This is a genomic window from Pseudoalteromonas sp. ASV78 (genome assembly GCF_047806705.1).
GTDB classification, from domain to species: domain Bacteria; phylum Pseudomonadota; class Gammaproteobacteria; order Enterobacterales; family Alteromonadaceae; genus Pseudoalteromonas; species Pseudoalteromonas prydzensis_A.
In genome coordinates this window covers 1,888,879-1,901,693 of record NZ_JBLOPA010000001.1, presented here as the reverse complement: position 1 = coordinate 1,901,693, position 12,815 = coordinate 1,888,879, and the positions used below count along the sequence as shown (strand labels likewise).

The following is a 12,815-nucleotide window of genomic DNA, read 5'->3' as shown; positions in this document are numbered from 1 at the left end:
ATGCTAATTAACTGAGCGAGTAGACTTCATCGAGCTGAATATGTTCAATAGAAGAGTTCGCTAGTAACTGTTTAAACACACTGGTTGCCTTTGCTTTTTCTATATTGGCACTGCTGAAAGGGGCAATTTTAAACAACTTTTTTATAGATAATCCGGTAATTTGGCTAAGCGGTGCGTGGTGTTTGATAAGTACCGGAAGCTGGGGATCACTATCATCGTATTTTGCTAAAGCGAGTTTTGATAAGTTAAATAAATCTTTAGCGAGTTTACCAGCATCAATAAATGGCACTGCGGCATCAGGAATAAAGAATATATGCCCAAACCGGTCACGACTTTGACTCCCTGTACAATTTAGTGGCTTTACGATGTTATTGCTGAACTCGATAACATCGCCATTGATCAAGGTAAATTGTGCCATTCGTTGCCTTATAGTTACAGCGAGGTTTATAGCGTCTCGCTGTACTCAGTCATGATTTGTTCAACCCAGTTGGCGATTCGCTCATCACTGTGTTCGTATTGACTGTCTTCATCAAGGGCCAAACCAACAAAGTGTTTGCCGTCGTTGGTAAGTGCTTTGGAGGCTTCAAACTCATACGTACTGTCGTTTGGCCATAAACCTAATAAAGTAAATTGTTGGCTACTTATTTCATCATGCAACATGCCAAGTGCATCTTGAAACCATTGGCCGTAACCTTGTTGGTCACCCATGCCAAATAAAGCAATGGTTTTGCCATTGAGATCAACATCTTTAATGTCATCCCAAATCGACTCCCAATCTTCTTGTAACTCACCAAAATCCCATGTCGAGATACCAAAGATGATAAAGTCGTAATTCTCTGCGTCTTTTAATGGTTCATCTTTGATATTATGCAGGCTGACAATGTCTTGACCGATAATATCGCGGATTTTTTCGGCTGCTATTTCTGTATAGCATGTGGTAGAACCATAAAATAAACCAATTTGCATCGTATTTATCACTGTGTATTTGCCTGATATGATAGGCTGAAGTTTACCGTAAGGTATTATTAATTGATACCTTGATAACTATGAGAATAACTGTGACCACGTTACCTGATCATGAGCCATTAGACTCAGCCATTACAGATCACGACGAATTGCTCAGTAATAGCGATTATCTTGAATCTTTTTTAGATAACCTCTATTTAGAACAACACGTAAGCGATAACACTTTATCAGCGTATCGCAGCGACTTGGATAAATTTTGCCACTTTTTAACAGGCCAAGATTTGCTCACTGTCAGTGGCCAAGATATTGAAAGCTATTTAGCGCATCGTGTTGATTTAGGTTTAAAACCACGCAGTACGGCGCGTAGCATTAGCGCGTTAAAGCGCTTTTACCAATATTTTGTCCGCGAAAAATATATTGCCGATTCGCCAATGGTTAATATTGCCCAGCCTAAGGCTGGCCAGTCACTGCCGAAAACCTTGTCTGAAAACGAAGTAGAGGCGCTCTTAGCGGCACCTAATGTTGAAGAGCCAATGGGACTGCGTGATAAAGCCATGCTTGAATTGTTATATGCCACAGGGTTGCGAGTTAGTGAGTTAGTCGGGCTGCGGATGGAGCAAATTAATTTGCGTCAATCGGTAGTGTTCGTAAAAGGTAAAGGTAACAAAGAGCGTTTAGTGCCGCTTGGCGAAGAAGCTATGTATTGGCTGGAGCAGTTTTTAAAGGTGGGGCGTGCGCAAATGATCAAACATGCTACCGACTTTGTGTTTCCGTCAAAGCGTGGAGTGGGTATGACCCGACAAACTTTTTGGCATCGTATTAAACACTATGCTATTTTGGCAGCAGTTGAATCGCCTTTATCGCCCCATACGTTGCGTCATGCGTTTGCAACACACTTACTAAATCATGGTGCTGACCTGCGGGTCGTACAGATGATGTTAGGGCATAGTGATTTATCAACCACACAAATTTATACCCATGTTGCTAATGAAAGGTTAAAGTCGGTACATCAGCAACATCATCCGCGCGCTTAGTGAGAATTTTTTCGTACTTCGGCGGTCTGAGTAGTTAAGAATTATCAGGATATAAGAGAACATTATGAAAAAGTTAGTATTAGCCGGTGCGATATTAGGCACCAGTATAAGTGCGTTTGCCAATGGCGTAGTAGCCATTCCTGATGCCAACGATCCAATCGTAACTAAGTTTGCAGAGCTAGGTGTTACTGTTAAGCAAATTAGCCCAAGCCCTGTGGCCGGTTTAAAAGAATTGATCACCGACAAAGGCGTGCTGTATGCAAGCGCAGATGGTCAATACTTAATGCAAGGTACATTAATTGATTTGAACAATCGTAATAACCTGACCGAGCAAGCGCTCAATGGCGTACGTCAAGAAGGTTTAGCACAATATGAAGATTCAATGATTGTCTATAAAGCTAAAAATGAGAAACATAGCATTACTGTGTTTACCGACATTAGCTGTGGTTATTGCCGTAAATTACACCGCGAGCTTGATGATTTACTTGAAGCAGGCATTACTGTTAAGTATTTAGCGTTTCCGCGTGGTGGCTTACAAGGCTCAGGCTATGCAGATTTAATGAATGTTTGGTGTGCTAAAGATCAGCAAGAAGCGATGACAGCAGCAAAATCAGGTGCGGATACTAAAGTCATGGCCGGTTGTCATGCGCCAGTGGCAGAGCATTATCAGCTTGGTCAAAGTTTTGGTATTAACGGTACGCCGGCGATTATTTTAGAAGATGGTACGATGATCCCAGGCTATCAGCCTGCGGCCGCATTAGCCGCAGCATTAGAAGCGAATAAATCATCATAACTGTGTGTTTTTTATAAAAAGGCCGTTAAGGCCTTTTTTTGTCTTTATTCTTTAATTAAAAGTACCGCGTCTGCATGAAAAAACTAATTGTTGCCCGTGATCATCAGGATGACTCACACCTGCCAAATCATTTACACCCTGTTATTAAACAAATTTATGCCAGCCGCCAGGTTAATCATGCCGATGAGCTAAACAATAGCGCAGCCACGTTGCATGACTTCAAATTATTTAAAGACATAGATAAAGCCACCGCTTTACTACAACATGCCCTGCAAGCGCAAAGTAAAGTATTGATCGTGGGTGACTTTGATGCCGATGGCGCAACCAGCACCGCCACCTTAATGCAAGGCTTAGCGATGTTTGGTTTTGCTCATTTAGATTATTTAGTGCCAGATAGATTTAGCCTTGGCTATGGCTTAAGCCCAGCACTGGCGGAGCAAATAGTCACTATGGCGCCAGATTTGGTGATCACCGTTGATAATGGCATTTCTTGTATCGCTGGTATCGCAATTGTTAAAGCCGCAGGCATTAAAGTGTTGGTCACTGACCATCACTTGCAAGGTGAACAACTGCCAAATGCCGATGCGATTGTTAACCCAAACCGCCATGATTGTCAGTTTCCATCAAAATCAATCGCGGGTGTCGGGGTGGCATTTTATTTATTGATTGCGCTTAGAAGTGCATTGCGTGATGTCGGTCATTTTGAGCAGCAACCACCGCCTAACTTAGCGGATCTACTTGATATTGTAGCACTAGGTACGGTTGCTGATGTGGTGGCACTCGATGCTAATAATCGCACTTTAGTGCACCAAGGTTTAGCGCGCATTCGTAGCGGTAAAACCCGCCCAGGTATTACCGCGTTGATTGAGGTCGCCAATCGTAATGCTGCGCGTTTAAGCGCCAGTGATTTTGGTTTTTCGCTTGCACCACGCCTAAATGCCGCAGGGCGATTAGACGATATGAGTTTAGGCATAGCTTGCTTACTGGCCACCGATATTAATCAAGCAAGGCGTATTGCTGGTGAACTAGATAGTTTAAACCATGAGCGCCGTGAAATAGAGCAGGGCATGCAAGTGGAAGCACAAGCCGTGCTAGATAAGCTCGCTTTTAGCGATGAGCAAACCCCTGATGCCATTTGTTTATATCAAGATGATTGGCATCAAGGGGTGATAGGTATTTTAGCGGGGCGCTTAAAAGAAAAGTACCACCGACCAACGGTTATTTTTGCCGGTGGCGACAACGGCGAAATAAAAGGCTCTTGCCGCTCGATTGAAGGCTTGCACATGCGTGACTTGCTCGAGCGCTTAAATACCTTACATCCACATTTGATCAGTAAATTTGGCGGTCATGCCATGGCGGCAGGGCTGAGCATTAATGAGCAGCATTTTAGTGAGTTTAAGCGCGAGTTTGAACAAGCCGTTAGTGCGCAGTTAAGTGATGAGCATAAACGCTGTATTATTTTAACCGATGGGGAGCTTGCCGATGATTGCTTTAGCATGGAGTTTGCTAACCTACTCAAACAAGCAGGGCCATGGGGACAGCAATTTCCCGAACCGGTATTTGAGCACACCTTTGAACTAGTGCAACAACGTATTGTCGGTGAAAAACACCTTAAATTAGTACTCAAGCACCGCTCTGGACGATTAGTGGATGCCATTGCATTTGGTGTGGATGTGCGGGCGTGGCCAGATACAGAGGCACGTTTTGTTAAACTGGCTTACCAACTGGATATCAATGAATTTAGGGGTAAGTTTTCTTTGCAGTTGATTGCCCGAGAGTTGCAAAAAGTACCGTAAAAAATATTTATTATCGGTGCATAAAATACTAATAAAACGCGCGGTTTTTTGTTAAAATCGGGCGTTTTTACTATTTAAAGAATTTTATGGGCGATTTGACGCTCGTAATCAGCCATTTTGGAGTAAGGTACATGTTTGAAGTGAATCCTGTGATTAATCAAATCAAGGAAATTCGCGAACGTACTGAATTGCTTCGGGGGTACCTTTGACTACGCTCTTAAACAAGAACGTTTAGAAGAAGTTAACGCCGAACTTGAAGATTCAGCCGTATGGAATGAGCCAGAGCGTGCGCAAGCGCTTGGGCGTGAAAAGTCAGCATTAGAGGCGGTTGTTGAAACGATCGACAACCTAGTCACTGGCACTGATGATGTCGAAGGGTTAGTTGAACTCGCCGTAGAAGCTGAAGATGAAGACACCTTTATCGAGGCACAAAGTGAGCTTGAAGATCTGAATGGGCAACTTGAAGGCTTAGAGTTTCGCCGGATGTTTTCAGGTGCACATGACGCAAATGATGCTTACCTTGATTTACAATCAGGCTCTGGCGGTACTGAAGCGCAAGACTGGTGTAACATGTTATTACGCATGTATTTACGCTGGGGTGAAGCAAAAGGCTTTAAAGTTGAGTTGGTAGAAGCAACTGACGGTGATGTTGCCGGCATTAAAGGTGCAACGGTACGCTTTGTTGGCGAATACGCGTATGGCTGGTTACGCACAGAAACAGGTGTACATCGCTTAGTACGTAAAAGCCCGTTTGACTCAAGTGGTCGTCGCCATACCTCGTTTGCTTCCGCATTTGTATACCCTGAGATTGACGATAATATTGAAATAGATATTAATCCGGCTGATTTACGTATTGACGTATACCGTGCATCAGGTGCCGGTGGTCAGCACGTTAACACCACCGAATCAGCGGTACGTATTACTCACGTACCAACCAATACCGTAGTGCAATGCCAGAACGAACGTTCACAGCATAAAAATAAAGCACAAGCGATGAAACAGTTAAAAGCAAAGTTATTTGAACTTGAGCTACAGCAGCAAAATGCTGAAAAGCAAACGCAAGAAGACGCGAAATCTGATATTGGTTGGGGTAGTCAAATTCGTTCCTACGTACTTGATGATTCACGTATTAAAGATTTACGAACCGGTGTTGAAAACCGCAATACGCAATCGGTACTTGACGGTAACTTAGATAAATTTATTGAAGCCAGCTTAAAATCTGGCCTATAACCACCAAGCTAAAAAAGAGCTAAAAAATGACTGATCAAATCCAAGACGAAAATAAGTTAATCGCTGAGCGTCGTGGCAAATTAGACGCTATCCGCGCCAATTGCCCAGCCAACGGTCATCCAAATCAATTCCGTCGTGAGCATTACACGGCAGACTTACAGGCCGAGTTTGGTGATAAGAGTAAAGAAGAATTAGTAGAACTTAACCATGTTGTGTCAATTGCAGGTCGTATCTTAGCTAAACGTGGGCCATTCTTTGTTGTGCAAGACATGAAAGGCCGCGTACAAGCGTATGCGTCAAAAGATGCCCAAAAAGATTTGAAAGAAAAGTACGGTCAATTAGACACCGGCGACATCATTGGTGTGAAAGGTGCGCTTAATAAATCAGGTAAAGGCGATTTATACGTAGAAATGACTGAGTACCAATTACTGACTAAGTCACTACGCCCATTACCTGAAAAATTCCATGGCTTGTCTGACCAAGAAACCAAGTACCGCCAGCGTTATGTTGATTTGATCACTAACGAAGCAACCCGTGAAACGTTCCGTATTCGCTCACAAGTGGTGGAAGGTATTCGTCGCTTCTTAGCTGAACGTGACTTTATGGAAGTTGAAACGCCGATGCTACAGGTTATTCCTGGTGGTGCATCTGCGCGTCCATTCGTGACTCATCACAATGCCCTTGATATCGATATGTACTTACGTATTGCACCAGAGCTTTACTTAAAGCGTTTAGTGGTCGGTGGTTTTGACCGCGTCTTTGAAATTAACCGCAACTTCCGTAACGAAGGGTTATCAACGCGTCACAACCCAGAATTCACTATGATCGAATTCTACCAAGCCTACGCTGATTACATCGACCTGATGAACATCACCGAGGACATGCTACGTACGGTAGCAACAAACGTACTAGGCAGCCCAATTGTTGTTAATACCACTAAAAATGAGAACGGTGATGTAGTTGATTCAGTAGAGTATGACTTTGGTCAACCGTTCACTCGTTTAAGTATGAGCGACGCAATCTTAAAATATAACCCTGAGTTTGATGCTGCTGTCTTTAACGACCCAGAAAACCACTTTGAACAATTAAAAGCGTACGCTAAACAAGTGCACGTTAAAATTCCTGAAAACTGTGTATGGGGCCCAGGTAAGTTCTTATGTGAAATCTTTGAAGAAACCGCAGAGCACATGCTTATCCAACCGACTTTCATTACCGGTTACCCGTGGGAAGTATCACCACTGGCTCGTCGTAACGACGAAAATCCATTTGTTACTGACCGTTTTGAGTTTTTTGTTGGCGGCCGTGAACTTGCAAATGGTTTCTCTGAGCTTAACGATGCACAAGATCAAGCAGAGCGTTTTACTCGCCAAGTGGAAGAAAAAGACGCAGGCGATGATGAAGCAATGCATTACGACGAAGATTACATTCGCGCGCTAGAATATGGCTTACCGCCAACAGCGGGTGAGGGGATTGGTATCGATCGTTTAGTGATGCTGTTTACTGATTCATCAACAATTAAAGATGTTATCTTGTTCCCGCATATGCGCCCACAAGCTGACTAAGTCTATTTTCACAAAATAGCTTTTAAAATGCCGCTTTTTAGCGGCGTTTTTGTATTTGCAGTAGCGCTAACAATATTACGGCTCATAACTAGATAGAATATTAACTTATTGAATTAATGGCTAATAAATAATTAATTCTAAAAAGGTAAAAAATCAACAAGCATTATTTTTAAGTTTAGCTAAACTAGGGGAGTTAAAAAGTAGAATAAAGCATTGTTTTTTCATAAAATGTCAATCTAAAGGACTTATATAAACGGATTTTATATGAAAGATAAAAAACCTGAGTTACCTAATAACGCATTTAGCACAGAGCAACAAAGAGAAACCTATTATCGAGCATGCATTGCCGAGTTTCAGCAATTAGGTTATCAAGATCAATACCTCGAACAATTAACTGACGAATTAGTGCCTGTGCTCGGTGTGTCTACTGATATTAAAACGCCTTAATTTGATTAATGATTAAACAAAGTTGACTCTTTTTTAGCTGTTATGGGTGTTCTCTAACCATACAGTTACTTTAAACAAGAAAAGTGTTTGACATATTTTCTGAAATCTTTATTATACGCCCCACAAGACGGAGAGGTGGCCGAGTGGCCGAAGGCGCTCCCCTGCTAAGGGAGTATAGGGTTTGTAGCTCTATCGAGGGTTCGAATCCCTCCTTCTCCGCCATTTATTTTATAAATGGTTATCTTGTAAAGTAAAGAATGGGCGCATAGCTCAGCTGGATAGAGTACTCGGCTACGAACCGAGCGGTCGGAGGTTCGAATCCTCCTGCGCCCACCATCCTTTACACACTCTGCTTAGAGTTTAAATAAGCAAGTAAAAGTGATTGGTTTAGTAAACCAAGCGGTCGGAAGTTCACTCTTTGAAGATACGTCCTGCGCCCACCACTCTTTACACACTCTGCTTAGAGCATAAATAAGTAAATCAAAAGTGGGCGCATAGCTCAGCTGGATAGAGTACTCGGCTACGAACCGAGCGGTCGGAGGTTCGAATCCTCCTGCGCCCACCACTTTTGACATCTACTTAGAGTATGAATAAGCAGTAAAAATTAGTTATTGCACGCTAATATGTCAGATAAGACATTAAAATCGAAATAGAATGTGGGCGCATAGCTCAGCTGGATAGAGTACTCGGCTACGAACCGAGCGGTCGGAGGTTCGAATCCTCCTGCGCCCACCACTTTCTATAACTGAATAATTAATAAAGAGCCCGACACATGGTCGGTTTTTTTATGTTTGAAATTTGTAGTAAACTATTAAATAATTTACTACATTAGTCAAAACAAGACGTTAAAATTAAAATAGAATGTGGGCGCATAGCTCAGCTGGATAGAGTACTCGGCTACGAACCGAGCGGTCGGAGGTTCGAATCCTCCTGCGCCCACCACTTTCTATTTAAAGGTAACCGACGAAAGTCGGTTTTTTTATGCCTGAAAATTGCCTCGTCATTATAAAAATATAAAACCACATAAAACCACCAACCGAGCGGTCGAAGGTTCACTCTTTGAAGATACATCCTGCGCCCACCACTTTCTATACATTTATATAAAGGTGTAAGAAAGCAACAACCGACGAGAGTCGGTTTTTTTATGCCTGAAATTTGCTGTAGGCTCGGGTTTATCCCGCGCTTTTTAAATATAAAACTACCAACCGACGAGAGCCGTTTTTTGTACCTGAAATTTCACATAGCAAGCGTCACTGAGGTTTGCTTAGAGATATGACAATTGTATGAATTTTTTATGGAGGCCGTTTTTATAGGATAATTTCATTTATGATGTGGTTGTTATTTTATCACATTATGAGTTTTATGATGATCTCTAGAAGACAATTTATTATTAGTGCCGGTACACTCGCTTTTATGGGGCTTTCCCGTAGTACTTTTGGCAAAGTACCATTGCTTGAAGTGAGTGAGCATTTAAGTGCCTACGGTCCGTTAGTGACTGATCCTAACAGGTTACTCGATTTACCAGCCGGATTTAGCTATCAAGTTATATCCCAACTGGGTGATAAAATGGATGATGGCTTTACAGTGCCAGATAAAGCAGATGGGATGGGCTGTATTGCCCTTGATGATGAGCGGGTTGCATTAGTTCGAAACCATGAATTAAAACCAACTGATTTAGTAAAAGCAGATGTTAGCTTACAAACCCATAAAAGCTCATTTGCTTATGACACTACTGCGCAAGGTGTTGCTTTGCCAGGAGGCACAAGCCACATTATTTATAATTTAAAAACCGCTAAAAAAGAGCAAGAATATTTGTCACTCATTGGCACTATTCGCAATTGTTCGGGTGGTATTACCCCATGGGGTAGTTGGCTTACTTGCGAAGAGAGTGTGCTGACTAAAGCGGATGGCTTTAATCAAGATCACGGCTATATTTTTGAGATACCTGCCAACGCTAAAGGGCTCGTAAAGCCTGAGCCTCTCAAGGCAATGGGGCGATTTAACCACGAAGCAGCAGCAGTTGATCCAACAACCGGTATTGTTTATTTAACAGAAGATAAAGGCGATAGTTTATTTTATCGTTTTATTCCTAATGAATACGGTAAGTTGAGTAAAGGCGGTAAACTGCAAGCTATGGTGATTAAAGCACAGCCGCAGTTTGATACTCGTAACTGGGTGACAGGGGCAATGCCTTTACAGCACAATATGGCCGTGGAGTGGGTTGATTTAGCGCAACCTGAAAGTCCAAAAGACGATTTAAGAATACGTGGCCACAAACAAGGCGCTGCACTTTTCGCCCGTGGTGAAGGGATACATTGGGGCGAAAAAGAACTTTATTTTTGTTGCACTAATGGTGGCCAAAAGCAGCTTGGTCAAGTGATGAAATATCAACCATCAGCGTTCGAAGGCACAGATAAAGAGCATTTAGCGCCAGGACAGGTGCAACTATTTGTAGAAAGCACTGATAAGTCGTTATTTAACTTTGGTGATAATCTCACTGTTGCACCTAATGGTCACTTAATTGTTTGTGAAGATCAATATACAGACGTGGTTGATAACCATTTACGTGGCGTAACACCCAGTGGCGAGGTGTATAATTTTGCCCGCTTAACCGCGCAAACCGAATTGGCGGGAGCTTGTTTTTCTGCTGATGGCAACACCTTATTTGTTAATGTGTATTCACCAACTAAAACATTAGCGATCACGGGACCTTGGCAGAGCTTTAAAGGCTAGCTGGTGATTGTTTAATGCTTATGTATAAGTACGCTGTGGCTATTCAGTCGTGCGAAGTGAGTTAAGCTGATCCGCTTTATAGCTTAAAGTATAAACCGGATCAGCAAAGTGCTTAGCTCAGTTATTAACCAAATTAAAATAACAGGCTGAAGTTTAGGCGCAGGGTACGCGGCTCAATCGGGTGAAAGTGATTATCTTCAACCCCTTCAGCTGGCTCACCGGCTAACCGTGATGCATAAAAGTAATCAATATCGTGATCAGTACTATCAAATATATTTAATAGTTCAAGGCCCACTTTCCAGTGCGTTTGTTGATAGCTTACTAAACCATTGACGACTGTAAGCGGCTCTGAGCGTTTGTCGCCATCGCTACTGAGTATGCGTTTGCCAATATGGCGTACACGCAACGAAGACTGCCACTGCTGGGTAATATGCCAATTAATACCCGTACTGGCGACCACAGGCACTGCGCCTTCAATTCTATCGTCATTTGAATCGATATTTAAGCGTGAATGGGTAAATGAGGCTTCTGCATCTAAACTCAAGGCATCATTAAGCCAATAATACGCACTGAGCTCTAAGCCGTAGCGTTTTGATGCATCACTGGCTTCGGTATTACCCGCATCACCCACAAACAGTAATTCAGAATCTAAACTCAGCCACCACAGTGCTGCTGATAAATTAAATTGTTGCTGATCAAAATAGCGCAGTCCCAGTTCAGCACCATTGCTTTGCACCAGTAAATCAACTTTTGCTGCGGCATCGAAGGTAACAGGATCTTGGCGGATAGTGGCTCCTCGCGCATCATTTGAATGATATGATTGCCCCCAGTTGACATAACCGGCTAAGTTATCAGTGAACAGATAATTTAAGCTGGCTTTAAAGCTAACCAAGTCATCATCGGCACTGCCCGAATTAACATTGTTATTGCTATCAACATCTGCGTCAAAGTAATCATAACGTACCCCAAACGTGGCTTCGAGCGCTTGGCTTAGGGTCATTTTTGCTTGCCAATAGGCTGAGTAACTGGCTTCGTCTACCGCATCTTCACGCACGGTACTTAAACGTTGACGTTGTTTAGTATTGTATAAACCCACTTGCTCAATATCATCGCGGCGATATTCAACCCCAACAGTATGTTGAATTGGCATCTGTGCGAGGGTGTCAGCAAATTGATAACTCAGTGCGCCACCAGTAATGGTGCGGTTATCGACTTGTTGGAATTGATCGCCATTAACAGGATCATTTAAAAAGTAAGAGAAATTAGAGAACAAGTCCATATCATAATTGATCACATAGGCGTTGGCTTTAATATGCTGGCCTTGCCAATTTGCCGATAAACTATAGCGGCTAGAGCTACCGCCTACCGTTGTATCGAGTGATCCAAGTGTGCTAATAATGCCTTGGTCTACAGCACGTTGTGGGATTTGATCTGCTGAGTTCCAGCTATTATCGTAGGCCATCGCCGTCACAGCTAAATCGCCATCCCACGCTTTGCCGACATAACGGAGTAGGGCATTTTTTTTATCTACATCTTCTTTGATATCTTGCCAAGGGCCATCGTAACCTTGCCACTCACCGGCAATAATGATTTTACCGTTAGCAACGCCAAGTCTGCCCAGTGCCATCAACCGTTGATAGTTGTCTTCACCAAGCGTGATATCGAGTTGTTGATGCTTCGGGTTATCGGCTAAGTTAAATTCGGCACTGCCCGCGGTTGAAAAGTCCCCTTGTGCGGCGCCATAGGCACCTTTTTGATAATCAATGGTTGCAATCGTCTCAGGAATAATAAAATTAAGATCAGTATAGCCTTGACCATGCCCATGGCTGCGCATATTGATTGGCATGCCATCAATGCTGGTCGCAAAGTCAGTGCCATGGTCAAGATTAAAACCGCGGATAAAATATTGATTGGCCTTGCCTGAGCCACTGTGTTGAGTAACGGCCATACCTGGGATCAGCTCTAACATTTCGGCGCTACGTAACATTGGTCGGTTTTCTATTTCACCTTGGCCAATCACGCCACTTGATGCACTAATAGCCTCACCAATAAGTCCTGTGCGATGTCCGTATATGGTAATTTCTTCAATGTTGGCGAGTACATTGGTAGAGCAGAGCAAGCTAGTAGATAGAATTAACAAATTGCGCATGAGCATTTCCTTATGAATAGGTCGAAGTGTTTATATTTAATACTAATACGTTTAGTGATGTTAATTGGATGCAAATATTTGCTTGTAGCGGAAAATATGGTAGTT

At 42.8% G+C, this 12,815-nt stretch carries 10 protein-coding genes and 5 tRNA genes; 12 read left to right on the top strand and 3 right to left on the bottom strand.

The window, feature by feature from the left end:
• Nucleotides 1–7 precede the first annotated feature (7 nt).
• A complete protein-coding gene (locus ACMVDV_RS08700) occupies nt 8–418 on the bottom strand; it encodes a hypothetical protein (protein ID WP_416157838.1) in 411 nt (136 codons plus the stop codon).
• Nucleotides 419–444: 26 nt separating this feature from the next.
• Nucleotides 445–966 carry a flavodoxin FldB gene (gene fldB, locus ACMVDV_RS08695; RefSeq protein ID WP_416159074.1) on the bottom strand — a complete coding sequence of 174 codons (522 nt, stop codon included), beginning with the start codon at nt 964–966 and terminating at the stop codon, nt 445–447.
• Between the two features lie 149 nt (nt 967–1,115).
• Here fldB and xerD point away from each other — a divergent pair, with 149 nt between their 5' ends.
• The 12 genes from xerD to ACMVDV_RS08635 all read left to right on the top strand — a co-directional run bounded on the left by xerD (nt 1,116) and on the right by ACMVDV_RS08635 (nt 10,561).
• Nucleotides 1,116–2,000 carry a site-specific tyrosine recombinase XerD gene (gene xerD / locus ACMVDV_RS08690; protein ID WP_416159073.1) on the top strand — a complete coding sequence of 295 codons (885 nt, stop codon included), beginning with the start codon at nt 1,116–1,118 and terminating at the stop codon, nt 1,998–2,000.
• Nucleotides 2,001–2,064: 64 nt separating this feature from the next.
• On the top strand, nt 2,065–2,793 hold the full coding sequence (dsbC, locus tag ACMVDV_RS08685) for a bifunctional protein-disulfide isomerase/oxidoreductase DsbC (RefSeq protein ID WP_416157837.1): 729 nt from the start codon (nt 2,065–2,067) through the stop codon (nt 2,791–2,793).
• A gap of 74 nt (nt 2,794–2,867) precedes the next feature.
• The gene (recJ, locus tag ACMVDV_RS08680) at nt 2,868–4,589 is read left to right on the top strand and encodes a single-stranded-DNA-specific exonuclease RecJ (protein WP_416157836.1); all 1,722 of its coding nucleotides are present in this window, start codon (nt 2,868–2,870) and stop codon (nt 4,587–4,589) included.
• Between the two features lie 131 nt (nt 4,590–4,720).
• Nucleotides 4,721–5,819 (top strand): peptide chain release factor 2 gene (gene prfB / locus ACMVDV_RS08675; RefSeq protein WP_283711068.1). Its coding sequence is split into 2 segments (ribosomal slippage): nt 4,721–4,795 and nt 4,797–5,819, totalling 1,098 coding nucleotides; the frame shifts between segments, so codons are not numbered across the junction.
• Between the two features lie 26 nt (nt 5,820–5,845).
• Nucleotides 5,846–7,381: a lysine--tRNA ligase gene (gene lysS, locus ACMVDV_RS08670; protein ID WP_304182249.1), complete on the top strand. Its 1,536-nt coding sequence runs from the start codon at nt 5,846–5,848 to the stop codon at nt 7,379–7,381.
• Between the two features lie 264 nt (nt 7,382–7,645).
• Nucleotides 7,646–7,828 (top strand): hypothetical protein, encoded by a 183-nt coding sequence (locus tag ACMVDV_RS08665; RefSeq protein WP_304182250.1) that lies wholly within the window; start codon nt 7,646–7,648, stop codon nt 7,826–7,828.
• A 129-nt stretch (nt 7,829–7,957) separates the two neighbouring features.
• Nucleotides 7,958–8,050: transfer RNA gene (locus ACMVDV_RS08660), tRNA-Ser, on the top strand.
• A 37-nt stretch (nt 8,051–8,087) separates the two neighbouring features.
• Nucleotides 8,088–8,164, top strand: a tRNA-Arg gene (locus ACMVDV_RS08655).
• 152 nt (nt 8,165–8,316) lie between these two features.
• Nucleotides 8,317–8,393, top strand: a tRNA-Arg gene (locus ACMVDV_RS08650).
• Nucleotides 8,394–8,486: 93 nt separating this feature from the next.
• Nucleotides 8,487–8,563: transfer RNA gene (locus ACMVDV_RS08645), tRNA-Arg, on the top strand.
• 130 nt (nt 8,564–8,693) lie between these two features.
• A tRNA-Arg gene (locus tag ACMVDV_RS08640) sits at nt 8,694–8,770 on the top strand.
• A gap of 423 nt (nt 8,771–9,193) precedes the next feature.
• Nucleotides 9,194–10,561 (top strand): alkaline phosphatase PhoX, encoded by a 1,368-nt coding sequence (locus ACMVDV_RS08635; protein ID WP_416159072.1) that lies wholly within the window; start codon nt 9,194–9,196, stop codon nt 10,559–10,561.
• A gap of 133 nt (nt 10,562–10,694) precedes the next feature.
• On the opposite strand, the gene ACMVDV_RS08630 is transcribed toward ACMVDV_RS08635, so the two are convergent.
• Nucleotides 10,695–12,710 carry a TonB-dependent receptor gene (locus ACMVDV_RS08630; protein ID WP_416157835.1) on the bottom strand — a complete coding sequence of 672 codons (2,016 nt, stop codon included), beginning with the start codon at nt 12,708–12,710 and terminating at the stop codon, nt 10,695–10,697.
• Between the last annotated feature and the right edge of the window lie 105 nt (nt 12,711–12,815).